The sequence below is a fragment of the Winogradskyella pacifica genome (assembly GCF_013403915.1).
GTDB lineage: Bacteria > Bacteroidota > Bacteroidia > Flavobacteriales > Flavobacteriaceae > Winogradskyella > Winogradskyella pacifica.
Map to the genome: position 1 here is coordinate 23,325 of NZ_JABFDI010000021.1, position 16,182 is coordinate 39,506.

Sequence of the window (16,182 nt, forward strand, 5' to 3'; positions counted from 1 at the left end):
AAAAATGCAATGAAAATTTCTCTCAATTTAGTCATGTTAGTCATGGTCAGCACAGTCTTTTCACAATCAGAAAAGGCTGTGAATTGGCTTAATTTTGAACAATTAGAAGAGTCTCTTCAAGTACAACCTAAAAAAGTATTCATTGATTTTTATGCCGACTGGTGTTCACCTTGCCTAAAAATGCAAAAAGAAGTTTTTACAGACACCCTAATTATTGATTTACTTAACAAAGATTATTACGCTGTTAAAATGAATGTTGAAACAAAGGACACTATATATTTCGGCAATCAGCTTTTCATCAACAAACGTTTAAACAAAAGAAACCCTATTCATCAAATTCCATTATTAATGGCAAGGCAAAAAAACAAACCATTTTCATTGCCTGCATTAGTATTCTTAGACGAGAAATTTCAAGCTACAGCACGTTACTTTCAGTACCTCAATGTGAAACAACTTTCTAAAATTCTTTCAAATCAATAAAAAACAGATTTGAATCCTACTAAAAACCGATTAACTCTTCTCATTTTTTAGTACCTTCGTAATAAATATTTAGATATATGAAAAAAATAATTTTCCTCTTAGCTATCACGCTCATTTTTACGGCTTGTAAGGATGAATCTAAAGATAATGGAAAACTGAATATTGTGACTACAACGACCATGATTACTGACTTAGTTGAGAATATCGGTGGAGATATGATTAATATACAAGGCTTAATGGGTTCTGGAGTCGATCCGCACTTATATAAAGCCAGCGAAGGTGATGTTTCTAAATTAGTCAATGCAGATATCATATTCTACAGCGGCTTACATTTAGAAGGAAAACTCGTAGAAGTCCTTGAAAAAATGGAGAGTTCCCAAAAAACAACCATAGCACTCTCAGATGCTCTAGATGAAAACACACTTATAGGTTCTGAATATTTTGCTTCAAATTATGATCCACACGTTTGGTTCGATATTAATTATTTTGAACAATTTGCAAAAAAAGTAGCGGCTGTTTTATCTAAAAAAGATCCTAAAAACACGCAAAAATACGAAGCCAACAAGAATGCTTATATCCTTAAATTAGAAGCACTTCAGAATAACATAAAGCAGACCATAGAAACACTTCCAAAGGAAAAAAGGATATTAGTAACAGCTCATGATGCGTTTAATTATTTTGGAAAAGCCTACGGATTTGAAGTCGTTGGTTTACAAGGTATATCAACAGCAACTGAAGCCGGTGTACAAGATGTTCAAAAATTGGCTACATTTATTATCGAAAAAAACATTAAAGCCATATTTATAGAAAGTTCTGTACCAAAACGAACGATTGAAGCTCTGCAAGCTTCTGTGAAATCTAAAGGACATGATGTAGAAATTGGAGGCACACTATATTCTGATGCCCTTGGAAATGCCGGAACACCTGAAGGCACCTACATTGGTATGTTTGAGTATAATGTAAATACGATTGTAAATGCTTTAAAATAATATTCAGTTGCAGTTTGCAGTGAAGGCAATTTTAAAGAAATTAAATAAAAAGAAATTGAAAACTAATATTGCAAAGAAGAATGTCCTAGATCAATTCAGAGAATTGAACATCAAAATTCAAAAATAATGAACGAAGGAATGTAGATGCGAGGAGCAGCCTCAAGCACGAAGTTCTAAAAGTGAGTGATGCTTTAGCAATTTTCTAATTTTTGATTGTGATTTTTTGGTTCGTTTTGTATCAAGACAAAATGAACAGAACTAAAATTATGAAAGAACAAACTATTGATAATAAGACTCCTGCTTCCTCAGGAGTAATTGCCGTAAAAGTAGACGATCTTACCGTTGCTTACAACTACAAACCGGTTCTTTGGGACATCGATTTAGAAATTCCAGAAGGAGTTTTAATGGCTATTGTTGGTCCGAATGGAGCAGGAAAATCCACACTTATAAAATCTATTTTAGGAATCTTAAAACCGATTGCAGGTAGTGTCACTATCTACGGAAAACCTTATAAAAAGCAAAGACAACTCGTAGCTTATGTGCCTCAAAAAGGTAGTGTAGATTGGGATTTCCCTACCACAGCATTAGATGTAGTGATGATGGGAACCTATGGAAGTCTAGGTTGGATAAAACGTCCTGGCCAAAAAGAGAAAAAAGCATCACTAGAAGCTTTAGAAAAAGTAGGGATGTTAGCGTTTAAAAGTCGACAGATTAGTCAACTTTCGGGAGGACAACAACAACGTATTTTCTTAGCACGTGCTTTGGTACAAAATGCTTCTATCTATTTTATGGATGAACCATTTCAAGGAGTCGATGCCACCACTGAAATTGCCATCATTAACATCTTAAAAGAATTACGAAAAGCAGGTAAAACGGTTATTGTAGTGCATCACGATTTACAAACCGTACCCGAATATTTTGATTGGGTAACCTTTTTAAATGTGAAGAAAATTGCCACAGGACCTGTAAAGGACATCTTCAATGACGATAACTTAACGAAGACCTATGGTATTAATTATAAAGTGAGTATACAGGAGTAGAAACATAGTTGATCGTATTCAGTTGGCGGTTGGCAGTGCTTACTCTAATGAGAACTAAGAAAGCAATAAAAAACATGAAATACGCATACACCATTTTATATGTCGAAGATGTTGAAAAGACAATGTCATTCTACGAAAACGCTTTTGGGTTTCAAAAAAAATTCATCACACCAGAGCACGATTATGGCGAGCTACTTTCTGGAGAAACCACCATCGCTTTTGCGTCTCATTCCTTAGGAAATTCAAACTTTAAAAAAGGCTTTAAACAACTTTCTATAAACGAAAAGCCAAACGGAATTGAAATGGCTTTTACAACTGAAAATATTGAAAATGATTTTAATAAAGCGATAAAAGCTGGAGCCATAGAATACGAACCTATAATTGAAAAACCTTGGGGACAAAAAGTGGGGTATTTAAGAGATATTAATGGGTTTCTTATTGAAATTTGTACACCAATTAAGAATTAAAATAGATACAGATCTCACAAGTTTTAGAAACCTTTGAGGCCTACAAACTAAACGAAAAAAATATTACAAAGTAGGATGAGATTCCTGCTTTCGCAAGAATTGTGGATATAACAGAATACATAAAACTAGTCTTCACAGACTACACACTACGAACCATCACACTAGGAACAGCCATTTTAGGAGCTGTTACCGGAATGCTTGGTAGTTTTGCTGTACTCAGAAAACAAAGTTTATTAGGAGATGCCATCTCTCATGCGGCTTTACCTGGTATTGCTATCGCATTTTTAATTACTGGCGCCAAAGACAGTAATACATTATTAATCGGAGCATTAATTAGTGGTTTAATCGGTACGTTTTGGATAAGAGGTATTGTCACAAAAACCCACTTAAAATCAGATACCGCTTTAGGTTTAATTCTATCCTTGTTTTTTGGATTCGGAATGTTGTTACTCACCTTTATTCAAAAACAACCTAATGCTAATCAAGCCGGATTAGACAAATACCTCTTTGGACAAGCAGCAACTTTAGTAGAAAGTGATGTGTGGCTAATGGCCATTGTCACAGGACTTTGTTTAATTGTAATGCTCACCTTCTGGAAAGAATTTAAAATCCTATTATTTGATGCCGACTACACGCAAACACTCGGTTTCAACACTAAATTTATAGATATTCTTATTACGACATTTATTGTTTTGGCTATTGTGTTAGGACTTCAAACTGTTGGTGTGGTTTTAATGAGCGCTATGCTTTTGGCACCTGCAGCTGCGGCTCGGCAATGGACAAATAGCTTATCAGTTATGGTATTCTTAGCCGCTATTTTTGGTGCGTTTTCTGGAGTCTTCGGGACTGCAATTAGCGCAAGTCAGAATAACTTATCTACGGGCCCTGTTATCGTTTTAGTGGCTGGCGTTTTTGTAATGTTTTCATTTATATTTTCCCCAAGTCGTGGCTTGTTGTTTAAGCAAATCCGATTTATTAAAAATCGTCGTGATTTAGAATTGCATAAAACTTTAGCATTTATGCATCATATTGCAGAAACACACGAAGATATTTCACATCCACACGCCATAAAACTTTTAAATAATTTTCAAGGTTATACACGTTCTACACTTCAAAAATTGGTAGATAAGGACTATGTACAACTCGATGGAAATATGTGGAGTTTAACCAAAACAGGATTTGAAACCGCAGCCAATTTGTACACTAAACAATCTACTGAAGATGAGTAACGCACAACTTGAAATACAACTTATAGCGAGTTTAGTGGCTGTTGCTTGTGCCATTCCTGGAACATTTTTAGTCCTTAGAAAAATGGCCATGATTAGCGATGCTATTAGTCATTCCATCTTACCAGGTATTGTCGTTGGTTTTTTTGTGACACAAGATTTAAATTCACCCTTATTAATTCTATTAGCCGCTTTAACAGGCATCATTACGGTAGTTTTAGTAGAATACATTCAGAAAACAGGATTAGTAAAAGAAGACACAGCCATTGGATTGGTGTTTCCAGCTATGTTTAGTATTGGAGTCATTCTAATTGCTAAAAACGCCAACGATGTCCATTTAGATGTCGATGCAGTCTTATTAGGTGAATTAGCCTTTGCCCCTTTTGATAGATTACTCATTGCAGGAACTGATGTGGGGCCAAAATCACTTTGGGTCGTTGGCACCATTCTACTCATCACAATTACACTTTTAATTCTATTTTTTAAAGAATTGAAAATAAGCACTTTTGATAAAGGTTTGGCGGCATCCTTAGGATTTTCACCAGCGATTATTCATTATGGATTAATGTCGGTGGCTTCAGTGACCACTGTGGGTTCTTTTGATGCGGTTGGAGCTATATTAGTTGTCGCTTTAATGATTGCACCCGCTGCGGCTGCCTATTTGTTAACCACAGATTTAAAGAAGATGTTGGCTCTAGCCATCGGTTTCGGAATTTTTAGTGCCATTTTCGGTTATTGGGTAGCACATTGGCTAGATGCTTCTATTGCTGGCTCGATTACAACGGTTCTTGGCTTAGTATTTTTGCTAGTGTATTTATTTGCGCCATCAAAAGGAGTGATTGCTGTAATGTACAGAGAAAAACAGCAACGCACCGAAGTGTCTTTGCTCACATTTTTATTACACTTAAAGAATCATGATGAACTCGAAGAACGCCATGTTAACCACCTAAGAGAACATATTAATTGGCAAAAAGTACGTGCTAAAACTGTTCTCGATTTAGCGAAAAAAAATAACATGATTCATATTGAAAAAAATATTGTGTCCTTAACTAAAAAGGGAGATGAATTTACCTCTAAAGCCATTGATTACATTATTACTAATGAAGATGCGCAAATTGAAGATATGAAAGATGATTTCTTTTTGTTTAGAGGATAAATTTGATGGATTTATTGACACTACGATTGAAAGCTTCAAGGCTTAACTACGACAGATCCTAAAAATTTTTAAATCTCATGAACCTATTAAATTATTTCACCGGTAAAAACGGATTACTTATCATAGGATTTATCGTCCTGTGTATTTTCATTTATAACAAGTATAAAACACAACGTTACTTTAAATACATTGAAAAACGCATGAAAGAAAAAGAAAGGAAAGAATAAACTTTTATAACATCATATTGTTATCCAACAATTAAGGACAAACAACCATCAACGATAGGTTTATTTAAACCCACGTTCCTTCTGAATATGCTCATAAGCCTCTTGCACTTGTCTAAACTTAGCTTCCGCACCTTCTTGATGTTCTTTACCTAAATGACCAACGCGATCGGGATGGTATTTTTTAGCCATACCACGATATGCTTTTTTAACCTCAGCATCGGATACTGATTTATCGATTTCTAGAATTTTATAAGCATTATCGCTACTGTTATAAAACATGGCTTTAATACTCTCAAAGTCTCTATTACTAATTCCTAAATACCCCGTTATGGTATAAATCTGTCGTAGTTCGTCCTCCGTAACTAAACCATCTGCTTTTGCAATTCCGAATAAAAAGTGAATTAATTGCAGACGCGATGCATGATCCATCATTTGCTTAATCTGCAAACAAACTTGGCGTGTAGATATATTTTGTTTGGTAATGCGTTTAAACAATTCAAAAGCCTTATTCGCTCTATCTTTACCATACATATTGGTAAATTGCTGACGTACAAAATCGAGTTCACGTTGATCTTGCTTACCATCTGCTTTAATAACAATAGACGCTAAAATTAAGAGGCTTACTTCAAAATCACCCGATTGTGTTTGTGGTCGCGTTGTACGTTGACCGTAATTTGGTGTTTTTCGATACGTATCGCGCTGTCTTCCCGCTTGACGATCACCTATTAAAGGTGTTCCGCTATCTGTTAAATTATCGACAAAACTACCCAAAGCTAATCCTATAATAGCACCAATTGGACCTCCAAAAGACCAACCTAAAGCACCACCAATCCATTTTGCAAAACTCATATTATATTTTTGATTTTCTAAAGCTGTAAATATACTATATGTTAGTTGTTTGAAAATGTAATTTGTTACGTTTTGTACGCAACCATTTGCGCAAAGTCGTATCTTATAGCTATAACCAATACCTTAATATTATGAAAATCACTTTTTATATTCTAGCCTTAATGCTTCTTACACTAAGTTGTAGCAGCGATGACGACGCACAGCAAGACTCAGAACCAACACTTAATGCAACTTGGTCTTTGGTCAATGTTTCCGGTGGTTTCGCAGGTGTTGATGATGATTTTGAATCGGGTATAATTACATGGCATTTTAACAATGAATCGTCTGAAATTACCGTTATCAATAATGACACAAGTAATGCTATACATAGTGGATATGCTTCTGGAACTTATAGTTATGAAGTCTTAACAACATCTAATGAAACCAGTGTAGTTATTGAGAATACCGATTTAAGAATTATAAGTTTAACCACTAATCAACTCATTTTAGATGAAGGTATGATTTCTGATGGTTTTCAATATACATTTAGTAGATAGCTTAAATTTTCAATAGTTCTAAACACTATTGAAAACCAAAATAGTACCATTTAAACTACGAACTAAAGACTTACGAGTGCCTATTATTTTTCATTATCTTTGCAATTCAAATTAAGATTAATTAAAATATAAAGATATGTACCCAGCAGAATTAGTAAAACCAATGCGTGAGGATTTAACCAAAGTAGGTTTTGAAGAATTACATACATCAGAAGCTGTAGAAAGTGCTATTGCAAAAGAAGGTACAACATTAGTTGTTGTAAATTCAGTTTGTGGTTGTGCAGCAGCAAATGCAAGACCAGGTGCTAGAACAAGTTTAGACAATGCAAAAAAACCAGATCATATTGTTACTGTTTTTGCAGGTGTAGACAAAGAAGCTGTTGATGCAGCAAGAGCACATATGGTTCCTTTTCCTCCAAGTTCGCCATGTATGGCTTTATTTAAGGACGGAGAATTAGTACACATGTTAGAGCGTCACCATATTGAAGGTCGTCCTGCAGCATTAATTGCTGAGAATCTTAAAGATGCTTATAACGAGCATTGCTAAAAGATAAAAAAACTAAGTATTTAAACCACGATTTTTATCGTGGTTTTTTTGTTCCTAAATTCCATTGATTACCTTTGCCACATGAGAAAACTACTAGCCTATCCGCTTTCGGTTATATTTTATTTATGCTTTGGGTTAACCTTGGTTATATTTCATATAATTCAATGGATTAGCTTTAATGTATTTGGCTATAAAGCACTTAAAGTTAGTGTAGATTGGCTACAATTTTTTATTATGCGCTGTCTTAATCTTTTGGGCACCAGAATCTCATTTTACAATCCCTATAATTTAAGCACAGACCGCCCTTTAATTATAGTTTCTAATCACCAAAGCATGTATGATATATCACCTATTATGTGGTATATGCGCAAACACCATGTTAAATTTGTTTCTAAAAAAGAATTAGGAAAAGGCATCCCAAGTGTGTCTTACAATTTAAGACACGGGGGATCGGTTTTAATAGACCGAAAAAATCCGAGACAATCGTTATCTGCAATGATGACCTTTGGAGATTATATTGAAAAAACAAAACGAGCAGCTGTTATTTTCCCTGAAGGCACACGAAGTAAAGATGGTGTTCCAAGACCATTTAAAACCAAAGGATTAGAAATGCTACTCAAGAAAGTGCCTTCTGCACTTATCGTTCCTGTTACGGTTAATAACTCATGGAAAATGTTACGCTACGGAAATTTCCCAATGGGAATAGGAAATCATATGAAATTTACTGTTCATAAGCCCCTAGAAATTATTAACTTTACAGATAAGACTGAATTAATTGAGCAAGTAGAACAAACTATTGTTGCTGCTATTGAGAATTAATTACCAAAAACACTATTAAGATGTCGCTAAAAAACGTAAGATTAGAAGTGATGCAACATCTCGAAAAAGATGTACAATCACTGATTGAAAAATATTTAATTCCTGTTGAAAAAATCTGGCAACCTACAGATTTCTTACCAGACCCTACAAAAGATTCATTTTATGAAGAGGTTAGGGAGATTAGAGAATTATCTAAGGAACTGCCTTACGACTTTTGGGTGGTTTTAGTTGGTGATATGATTACCGAAGAAGCCTTACCAAGTTACGAATCTTGGCTTATGGATGTTGAAGGAGTGGACCAAATTGAACGTAACGGATGGTCTACCTGGTTAAGACATTGGACAGGTGAAGAAAACAGACATGGTGATGTTTTAAATAAATACTTGTACTTATCTGGTCGTGTAAATATGCGCGAGATTGAAAAAACCACACAATATTTAATTAGCGATGGTTTTGATATTGGTACAGGCAGAGATCCTTATAAAAACTTTGTATACACAAGCTTTCAAGAGTTAGCGACTTATATTTCGCATAATCGTGTGGCTAAAATTGCCAAACAAAAAGGTAATAAGCAATTGGCTAAAATGTGTAAAATCATTTCAGGAGACGAAATGCGTCACCACCATGCGTATTCTGAGTTTGTAGAGCGCATTTTTGCTGTAGACCCTAATCAGATGATGATGGCTTTTCACGATATGATGAAACGTAAAATTGCGATGCCAGCACATTTCTTAAGAGAATCTGGTGAGAGTATTGGTACGGCTTTCGAAGAATTTTCTAACACCGCACAACGTCTTGGTGTTTATACGTCTAACGATTATGTAGATATCTTACAGAAACTAATTGACCGTTGGGAAATAGGAAAAATGACCGGACTTAATGAGGAAGCCGAAAAAGCAAGAGATTACTTAATGAAGCTACCTCCAAGAATGTATCGTTTGTCTGAGCGTATGAAGATTCCTGAGAATTCATATCAATTTAAATGGGTAGATCCTGCGTAATAATTTCGTATGACAATTTCTGATGCGCAACTCATTGAAGCTACTATTGATTTCGTTAAAACTGAACTCAAGAATGCTGAAGGTGGCCACGACTGGTTTCATATTGAACGTGTTTACAAAAACAGCTTACTAATTGCTAAGCAAGAAAATGTAGATATCACAGTCGTGTCGTTAGCCGCTTTGCTTCATGATATTGCAGATCCTAAATTTCATAACGGAGATGAAGCACTCGGCTCTAGAATTGCTAGTACATTTCTATTAAAACACAATGTAGACAGTGAAATTATAGAGCATGTGACTCAGATTATAGATAACATGTCTTTTAAAAATTCGTTTGATTTAAATACGTCGTTCACTTCTAAAGAAATGGAAGTAGTCCAAGATGCAGATCGTATAGATGCTATTGGAGCTATTGGTATTGCGCGCTGTTTTAATTATGGTGGTTTTAAAGATAGAGCCCTTTATAATCCTGAAATAAAGCCTAATCTTAATATGACTAAGGCAGACTATAAAAACTCAGAAGCGCCAACAATTAATCATTTCTACGAAAAATTGTTATTGTTAAAAGATCAGCTAAATACTAAAACAGGACAACGCATTGCTTTAGAACGCCACAAGTACATGGAAGGTTTTCTGAAACAGTTTTTTGCCGAGTGGGAAGGCGAAAAATAAAATCTATTAGTTTTCTTTAGCCACCTCTAAAGCAGTTAACTTATATTCAATCTCTGCCATTTCTTGGCCATAGTGAATAATTTCATCTGCAGATAAATTGCTATTAGAGTTTACAGCATTTAAAATATCTTGGCCTTTTTTAGAATAGTATACTATTGCAATTTCTATTTTATCATCCATAACTATCACAATTAAATTATTGAACCATTAATTTTAACTGGCCTCTATACTTAGAAGCACTTTTACCTGTAAACTCTTTAAATAGTTTATTAAAGTGCGAAAAATTATTAAATCCACACTCAAAACTAACGTCTGCAATACTCTTTTGACTTTCCGAAAGCAATTTGGTAGCATGCACAATACGGTATTCATTTACCAACTTTGTAAATGTCTTACCTGTTACCTTTTTAAAATAACGACAAAACGCAGGTACCGTCATGTTTACTTTATCAGCGATTTCATCTAAACTAATATGCTCCTGAAAATTTTGATTTATATGCTTAATAACAACATCAATCTTAGCACTATCTTGTGGTTCTGTTTCAAAGGCAAAACCATCGACATTCAATAATGTGTAATCTTCACATTTAGCTAAACCGTGTAACACTTCAAGGAATATTAATATTTTTTTGAAGCCTTCTTTTTCGTTTAATTTTTCAATTTTCTTCCCAAATTTTTGCTTTGTTTTAATCCCAAAAAGAATTCCTTTTTTAGAACGCTCAAACATTTTATTGATATCCTCCATTTCTGGAATATCAAAAAAATGCTCACCCAAAAACTCTGGTTTAAATTGTACAATAGTTTCACTTCCATTAATGGTAAGACGATCTGTGAACCCGTTATGAGGCAAATTAGATCCTAAAAGTAATAATTGACTGTTATTAAAATATGATAAATGGTTTCCTATATGGCGTTTACCTTGGCCTTTGTTAACATATACCAGTTCCATTTCTGGATGAAAGTGCCAAAACGGTTTACTCTCTCCTGTATATACATCGTTCTTTTTAACTTTAAGAGAACTACCAAATTCGGGACTTATTTTTTCTAATGTAGGTTTTCTTGTATTCATAATAGATTTATTACTGCAAAGTTAAGTCTATTTAAAATGAAAACCTATATACAATTACCAATAATATATTCTATTTTAACCACATACAGCATTTGAAACAGGGATAAGGTTAATTTTACATATAAATACACCAAAATGCTTGTTTTATTGAAGGTGAAGACCTTATACATTTGTAGTGTTAAATCATTTGAACTGATTATTAAAAAAACGTGAATTTTTAAGTTTCAGTTGTAACCAAAAAAAATGAAACATTACGAAACGAGCATGCTGAAAACTATATCAATTAAAGAAATGATTAATAGCGAACTGCATGTGACAATTAAAAATCAATAAATTAAAACACATGAAAACATTATTTAAAAATATTTTAGTATTAGCTGTAATGTTAGGAACATATACAAGCTACGCCAACGCCACATTAGAAGTTTTACCGACTTTTAATAATGTAAAAAAAGGAAGTACAATTTCTGTCACTAATGCTTTAGGAAAAGTAGTCTTTAGTGGTCTTATTAATTACGATGGTAATATCAGTCGTCTTTATGATTTTTCGCAATTAGAGAATGGCATATATATTATTGAAGTGAATAAAGACTTTGAAATTGATATTAATACTGTAGAAGTTAAAAACAACACTGTAAACTTTATAAGTCATAAAAGCGAAAAGATTTTTAAGCCTGTATTTAGAGTTGAAAAAGATAAAGTATTGATTTCAAAATTAGCTTTAGATGCTTCAGAAATGAAAATAGAACTTTACTTTAGTAACGAATTAATATACTCTGAAACGGTAAAAGGAAGTGATGTCTTAAACAGAGCTTACAAACTAGATCATAGTATTAGAGGAGAATACACTGCCATTGTTAGATCTAACGACAGGGTGTTCGTTAAAAACTTTAAAATCTAGATTATAATTAAATAGATTTATTTTAAAAGTGGCCCTTAATTGGTCCACTTTTTTTTGATTTAAACTATTACCCTCACCTATATAATATAGTATTCGTTTTAATCTACAGTCGCTTTAGTATTAGAGACTAATAAACACCAGTAATCAAAGACTTAAGTATAACACGCTCAATAAAGCTATAGAAGATTACCATCAATATGTGTTATTTTAACCCATAAAGTAATGAGCCAAACCACTAAGGTTAATTTAGTACACAAATATGCCAAAATGGTTGTTTCACCACATCTATAACTGCCCTAAATTTGCAGTGTTGAATCGTTTAAAGCTGGAGTCTGAAAAAATTGCTATGACCCAAATTATAAGTCCAGCTTTTAAACGATTAAAATTAAAAATTATGAAAACAGTATTTACAAAAATTTTAGTATTAGCTATAACATTAGGATCACTAACTAGCTATGCAAACGCAAAAACAGATATAATACTTTCTTCTAAGTTGGTTAGTAAGGGAGATCATATTTCTGTATCAGATGCAGCAGGAGTAGTACTTTATAGTGGTAGTATTAATTACAACGGAAACATAAAGAATCTTTATGATTTTTCACAATTACAAGATGGTGTTTACACTGTTGAAGTGAATAAAGATTTCGAAATAGATATAAATTCTATAAAAGTAAAAGCGAATAAAGTTACGTTTTTAGAAACGACAAGTAAAAAGATTTTTAAGCCTGTCTTTAGACTTAATGATTCTCAACTTATCATTTCAAAATTAGCTATGGATAGTAACGAAATGGATGTAGAGCTATATTTTAAAAATGACATTATCCTTTCTGAAACTATAAAAGGTAGTGACGTATTAAACCGTATTTACAAATTAGACCAAAACCTAAAAGGCGAATACACTGCTATAATCAGAGCAAATGGTCGTGTGTTTGTTGAAAACTTCAAAATTTAGATTATTGTTTATTTATTAGTTTATTTAGTTAAAAGTGGGTTGTAGAGAGCCCACTTTTTTTTTGTTTAAAACAGTTTCATTCGGCCTGTCTTTTACAAGGGCTTATGAAGCTACATATTAAATCTCAACGCAATAAGATTGTGGTCTTTTAAATAAAAAAAAGGCTATAAATTTTTGATAAAATCTATAACCTTTAATTAAGTATCATTTATATTAAACCTATTCAAAAAATAGATAATATTCATCTATTTCCCAGGAAAATCTGCCTTACGCTTCTCCAAAAACGCTGTAGTTCCTTCAACAAAATCCTCTGTTCCAAAGCATTTTCCAAATTGTTTAATTTCTACTTTGAAACCATCTTTGCCGTCTTTGTAATTCGCGTTAATCGCTTTAATGGCTTTACTGATGGCAACAGAAGAATTTCGCATTATTTTACTTGCAATCTTCTCTGCTAATGGTAGTAATTCTTCTAGCTCAACAACGTGGTTTACTAAACCATAATTTAATGCTTGGTTAGCATCAATCATACCGGCTGTCATTACCATTTCCATAGCTCTACCCTTACCAACTAATTGCGGTAAACGTTGTGTCCCTCCATACCCCGGAATCACTCCTAGAGACGTTTCTGGCAATCCCATTTTTGCGTTGCTACTTGCCACTCTAAAATGACAAGCCATCGCTAATTCTAAGCCTCCACCAAGTGCAAAACCATTTACGGCTGCAATTACTGGTGTACTTAAACTTTCCACAAAATCGAATAATAAAGCTTGTCCTTGTGCGGCTAGTTTTCCTCCTTCTTTAACACTAAAATCTGCAAATTCGCTAATATCAGCTCCGGCCACAAAGGCTTTTTCACCGCTTCCGGTAAGGATGATAACTTTAGTGTTTTCATCTGTATCTGCAGCATCAAAAGCATCATGTAATTCTTGAATAGTATCTTTATTCAAGGCATTCAACTTCTTTGGTCTGTTGATGGTAATTGTTGTAATTCCGTTGGAATAATCTGAAAGTATGTTTTCGTAGTTCATTGAAATATGTTTTAAAAGCCACTCAGACTCTGCTCAGTGTGACATTATCATTAAATTAATTTTTAGGAAAATTTACAGTGAAAATGGTTCCTTTTCCTAATTGCGTAGTAAAGGTAATACTTCCATTATAAGTTTCTACAATGTTTCTTACCATAGCTAAACCTAAGCCCATTCCACTCGTTTTGGTCGTAAATTTTGGCTCGAATATTTTATCTTTAGTTTCTTCATCTATTCCGGTACCATTGTCCTCAATCGTAATGTTTACATTGTCTCCTTCCCTAAAAACACGTACTACAATTTTAGGATTTTTAGCGTCATTAGGAATTGCTTGAATACCATTTTTAACTAAATTGGTAACCACCCTTATTAACTGTGTTCTATCAAATTTAGCAATAATTTCTTCAGTTTCAGAATAGAATTCAATGTACTCTTCGTTAAAAATATCGAGTGCCATTTTTACAATATGCACCACGTTGAGCATTTCACTTTTTTGAGCTGGCATCTTAGCAAAATTTGAAAATGCCGAGGCAATAGAACTCATGGTATCGATTTGCTGAATTAACGTATTGCTGTATTCATCTACTTTTTTATGAATGTTTTCATCCTCTGGATTAAACTTACGTTGAAAACTCTGAACCGTTAATCGCATTGGTGTTAATGGATTTTTAATCTCGTGGGCCACTTGTTTTGCCATTTCGCGCCAAGCTTGCTCACGCTCATTAGTTGCTAAAACCACAGCACTCGCTTCAAGCTCATCAATCATGCTATTATAAGAATTAATAAGCGTTGAAATTTCATTACTTGATGAATCTACCTGAATCTTTGTATTTCGCTTTTCTAAACGTGTTTCATTCATCTTATCACTAATAGTCCGAAGTGATTTGGTTATGAATTTAGATATAAAATAAGCAAAGACAATTGCGACTAAAATCAATACTAAATAGGCATAAGCTAAACGTTTTAAAAATTCCTTTAGCTCTTTATTAAAAAAATCATCATTTTCTAAATAGGGTAAATTTAAAATGGCTAAAGTCTTAAACTTTTCGTCCATAATGTAAGTATACGATGATTGAAATGTTTGTCCGGCAACCTTATTCTTCACCACGTAACGGTGTTCTAAAGTATTAGATAAGGTGTTTAATATTTCAGCATCTAAGCAAAGATCGGAAGGATCTCTTTGAATGATTCTTTTTGAACTTTTTAATAATTGTCCATCCAAATCATAAAGGTTAATTTGTAAATTATGAATGGCATCAATTTCGAAAATTTCATCTTTAAAAATTAACGGAATATTATCTGTTGTAACAGGATATGTGGTTTCACCGATAACGAAATTAATACTTTGCTTAATCGCTTTTTCTTTACGCTCTAAACGTTCGCTATGGTACTCCTTCGCCTCTTCACTATATTGATAAATAGTTACTGCAGCGATCAAAACTGAGGCTACAAGTACTAAAAGTATCATGGCTACATTTATTCGAGCTCGTAAGGATAGACGTTGTATCATTATTGAAATGCCCAAGAAAATGGACGGGTTTTAATTCTGAAATATAAGTTTTAAATATAGCAATAATCAATCCAAAGACACTATGTGTAAATTCCAATTTTAAAAAACTCAAATTCCAATGCGTACCATTTGAGATTTGGATTTTAGATTTTGGAATTCGATTCTATGCTTCTGGATTTTTAGAACGTATATTTTTATACAGCTTAAAACCTAACATTAATAAAACCCCTAAAACTACAATACCGAGCACTCCAAAAATCCAGTTTATAGAACTTTTCAGAATGACTAGAAAAACAACAGCAAATAGAATAAAGGTGGCGCCTTCGTTCCAAATTCGCATAAAATTAGAGGTGACTTTAACCTCATCATTTTGAAGTTGTTTAAAATACAAATGAGTTTTAAAATGATAGATAAATAATAGAAACACAAATAGCAATTTTACATGCATCCAACTTTGTTGCAACCAACTTGGCATTAAAATCAGTAGCCAAACCGCAAATAGTGTCGCTAAAACAGCAGAAGGCCAAGTGATAATGAACCAAAGACGTTTGGCCATTAATTTTAATTGTTTTCCTAAAATTTCTTTTTCTGGTGATGGTTTATGAAAGGCTTCAATCTGATACACAAATAATCTTGGAATGTAGAACAAGCCTGCAAACCAAGTAATCACAAAAATGAGATGTAATGATTTTATGTAATTATAATATTCCATGCGA

19 protein-coding genes are annotated in these 16,182 nt (G+C 33.4%); 13 read left to right on the forward strand and 6 right to left on the reverse strand.

Going from position 1 to position 16,182, the window contains the following annotated elements; genetic code table 11:
* Positions 1-9: 9 nt before the first annotated feature.
* From HM984_RS15545 to HM984_RS15570, 6 genes are all read left to right on the forward strand, one after another.
* Positions 10-480 carry a thioredoxin family protein gene (locus HM984_RS15545; protein ID WP_179349829.1) on the forward strand — a complete coding sequence of 157 codons (471 nt, stop codon included), beginning with the start codon at positions 10-12 and terminating at the stop codon, positions 478-480.
* Between the two features lie 77 nt (positions 481-557).
* Positions 558-1,469 (forward strand): metal ABC transporter solute-binding protein, Zn/Mn family, encoded by a 912-nt coding sequence (locus HM984_RS15550; RefSeq protein ID WP_179349830.1) that lies wholly within the window; start codon positions 558-560, stop codon positions 1,467-1,469.
* A gap of 266 nt (positions 1,470-1,735) precedes the next feature.
* Entirely contained in the window at positions 1,736-2,509 is a 774-nt protein-coding gene (locus HM984_RS15555) for a metal ABC transporter ATP-binding protein (protein ID WP_179349831.1), read from the forward strand.
* Between the two features lie 74 nt (positions 2,510-2,583).
* Positions 2,584-2,976, forward strand: coding sequence for a VOC family protein (locus tag HM984_RS15560; protein WP_179349832.1), 393 nt, complete (start codon positions 2,584-2,586; stop codon positions 2,974-2,976).
* Positions 2,977-3,077: 101 nt separating this feature from the next.
* Positions 3,078-4,205, forward strand: coding sequence for a metal ABC transporter permease (locus HM984_RS15565; RefSeq protein ID WP_115811379.1), 1,128 nt, complete (start codon positions 3,078-3,080; stop codon positions 4,203-4,205).
* The gene (locus HM984_RS15570) at positions 4,198-5,358 is read left to right on the forward strand and encodes a metal ABC transporter permease (protein WP_179349833.1); all 1,161 of its coding nucleotides are present in this window, start codon (positions 4,198-4,200) and stop codon (positions 5,356-5,358) included. Before HM984_RS15565 ends, HM984_RS15570 begins: the two co-directional genes overlap by 8 nt.
* Before the next feature lie 287 nt (positions 5,359-5,645).
* Here the strand turns inward: HM984_RS15570 and HM984_RS15575 are convergent, their stop codons facing one another.
* Complete coding sequence (locus HM984_RS15575; protein ID WP_179349834.1) at positions 5,646-6,434, reverse strand: TerB family tellurite resistance protein; 789 nt, start codon at positions 6,432-6,434, stop codon at positions 5,646-5,648.
* A gap of 131 nt (positions 6,435-6,565) precedes the next feature.
* Between HM984_RS15575 and HM984_RS15580 the strand changes: the two genes are divergently transcribed.
* From HM984_RS15580 to HM984_RS15600, 5 genes are all read left to right on the forward strand, one after another.
* Complete coding sequence (locus HM984_RS15580) at positions 6,566-6,970, forward strand: hypothetical protein (RefSeq protein ID WP_179349835.1); 405 nt, start codon at positions 6,566-6,568, stop codon at positions 6,968-6,970.
* 136 nt (positions 6,971-7,106) lie between these two features.
* Positions 7,107-7,517, forward strand: coding sequence for a BrxA/BrxB family bacilliredoxin (locus tag HM984_RS15585; protein WP_115811387.1), 411 nt, complete (start codon positions 7,107-7,109; stop codon positions 7,515-7,517).
* Positions 7,518-7,598: 81 nt separating this feature from the next.
* Positions 7,599-8,336: a lysophospholipid acyltransferase family protein gene (locus tag HM984_RS15590; RefSeq protein WP_179349836.1), complete on the forward strand. Its 738-nt coding sequence runs from the start codon at positions 7,599-7,601 to the stop codon at positions 8,334-8,336.
* Between the two features lie 20 nt (positions 8,337-8,356).
* Positions 8,357-9,337, forward strand: coding sequence for an acyl-ACP desaturase (locus HM984_RS15595; protein ID WP_115811391.1), 981 nt, complete (start codon positions 8,357-8,359; stop codon positions 9,335-9,337).
* Between the two features lie 9 nt (positions 9,338-9,346).
* The gene (locus HM984_RS15600; protein WP_179349837.1) at positions 9,347-10,009 is read left to right on the forward strand and encodes an HD domain-containing protein; all 663 of its coding nucleotides are present in this window, start codon (positions 9,347-9,349) and stop codon (positions 10,007-10,009) included.
* A gap of 6 nt (positions 10,010-10,015) precedes the next feature.
* On the opposite strand, the gene HM984_RS15605 is transcribed toward HM984_RS15600, so the two are convergent.
* Together HM984_RS15605 and HM984_RS15610 are read right to left on the reverse strand one after the other, a co-directional pair.
* On the reverse strand, positions 10,016-10,189 hold the full coding sequence (locus tag HM984_RS15605) for a hypothetical protein (protein WP_179349838.1): 174 nt from the start codon (positions 10,187-10,189) through the stop codon (positions 10,016-10,018).
* Positions 10,190-10,205: 16 nt separating this feature from the next.
* Positions 10,206-11,078 (reverse strand): AraC family transcriptional regulator, encoded by an 873-nt coding sequence (locus HM984_RS15610; RefSeq protein ID WP_115811395.1) that lies wholly within the window; start codon positions 11,076-11,078, stop codon positions 10,206-10,208.
* 343 nt (positions 11,079-11,421) lie between these two features.
* On the opposite strand from HM984_RS15610, the gene HM984_RS15615 reads away from it, so the two are divergent.
* Positions 11,422-11,979: a T9SS type A sorting domain-containing protein gene (locus HM984_RS15615; protein ID WP_179349839.1), complete on the forward strand. Its 558-nt coding sequence runs from the start codon at positions 11,422-11,424 to the stop codon at positions 11,977-11,979.
* A 394-nt stretch (positions 11,980-12,373) separates the two neighbouring features.
* Complete coding sequence (locus HM984_RS15620; protein WP_147298352.1) at positions 12,374-12,931, forward strand: T9SS type A sorting domain-containing protein; 558 nt, start codon at positions 12,374-12,376, stop codon at positions 12,929-12,931.
* Between the two features lie 245 nt (positions 12,932-13,176).
* Here HM984_RS15620 and HM984_RS15625 read toward each other — a convergent pair whose 3' ends face one another.
* From HM984_RS15625 to HM984_RS15635, 3 genes are all read right to left on the reverse strand, one after another.
* Positions 13,177-13,959, reverse strand: coding sequence for an enoyl-CoA hydratase/isomerase family protein (locus HM984_RS15625; protein ID WP_179349840.1), 783 nt, complete (start codon positions 13,957-13,959; stop codon positions 13,177-13,179).
* Positions 13,960-14,014: 55 nt separating this feature from the next.
* Positions 14,015-15,424, reverse strand: coding sequence for a sensor histidine kinase (locus HM984_RS15630; RefSeq protein WP_179349841.1), 1,410 nt, complete (start codon positions 15,422-15,424; stop codon positions 14,015-14,017).
* Positions 15,425-15,629: 205 nt separating this feature from the next.
* Entirely contained in the window at positions 15,630-16,178 is a 549-nt protein-coding gene (locus HM984_RS15635) for a CopD family protein (protein WP_179349842.1), read from the reverse strand.
* Positions 16,179-16,182 lie beyond the last annotated feature (4 nt).

Excerpts from the sequence above, each read along its gene's own strand:
- HM984_RS15555 (WP_179349831.1), top strand. The coding sequence starts at position 1,736 with ATGAAAGAACAAACTATTGATAATAAGACTCCTGCTTCCTCAGGAGTA.
- HM984_RS15575 (WP_179349834.1), bottom strand. The coding sequence starts at position 6,434 with ATGAGTTTTGCAAAATGGATTGGTGGTGCTTTAGGTTGGTCTTTTGGA.
- HM984_RS15615 (WP_179349839.1), top strand. The coding sequence starts at position 11,422 with ATGAAAACATTATTTAAAAATATTTTAGTATTAGCTGTAATGTTAGGA.
- HM984_RS15605 (WP_179349838.1), bottom strand. The coding sequence starts at position 10,189 with ATGGATGATAAAATAGAAATTGCAATAGTATACTATTCTAAAAAAGGC.
- HM984_RS15580 (WP_179349835.1), top strand. The coding sequence starts at position 6,566 with ATGAAAATCACTTTTTATATTCTAGCCTTAATGCTTCTTACACTAAGT.
- HM984_RS15560 (WP_179349832.1), top strand. The coding sequence starts at position 2,584 with ATGAAATACGCATACACCATTTTATATGTCGAAGATGTTGAAAAGACA.
- HM984_RS15600 (WP_179349837.1), top strand. The coding sequence starts at position 9,347 with ATGACAATTTCTGATGCGCAACTCATTGAAGCTACTATTGATTTCGTT.
- HM984_RS15635 (WP_179349842.1), bottom strand. The coding sequence starts at position 16,178 with ATGGAATATTATAATTACATAAAATCATTACATCTCATTTTTGTGATT.
- HM984_RS15570 (WP_179349833.1), top strand. The coding sequence starts at position 4,198 with ATGAGTAACGCACAACTTGAAATACAACTTATAGCGAGTTTAGTGGCT.
- HM984_RS15630 (WP_179349841.1), bottom strand. The coding sequence starts at position 15,424 with ATGATACTTTTAGTACTTGTAGCCTCAGTTTTGATCGCTGCAGTAACT.
- HM984_RS15590 (WP_179349836.1), top strand. The coding sequence starts at position 7,599 with ATGAGAAAACTACTAGCCTATCCGCTTTCGGTTATATTTTATTTATGC.
- HM984_RS15550 (WP_179349830.1), top strand. The coding sequence starts at position 558 with ATGAAAAAAATAATTTTCCTCTTAGCTATCACGCTCATTTTTACGGCT.
- HM984_RS15625 (WP_179349840.1), bottom strand. The coding sequence starts at position 13,959 with ATGAACTACGAAAACATACTTTCAGATTATTCCAACGGAATTACAACA.
- HM984_RS15595 (WP_115811391.1), top strand. The coding sequence starts at position 8,357 with ATGTCGCTAAAAAACGTAAGATTAGAAGTGATGCAACATCTCGAAAAA.
- HM984_RS15585 (WP_115811387.1), top strand. The coding sequence starts at position 7,107 with ATGTACCCAGCAGAATTAGTAAAACCAATGCGTGAGGATTTAACCAAA.
- HM984_RS15545 (WP_179349829.1), top strand. The coding sequence starts at position 10 with ATGAAAATTTCTCTCAATTTAGTCATGTTAGTCATGGTCAGCACAGTC.
- HM984_RS15620 (WP_147298352.1), top strand. The coding sequence starts at position 12,374 with ATGAAAACAGTATTTACAAAAATTTTAGTATTAGCTATAACATTAGGA.
- HM984_RS15610 (WP_115811395.1), bottom strand. The coding sequence starts at position 11,078 with ATGAATACAAGAAAACCTACATTAGAAAAAATAAGTCCCGAATTTGGT.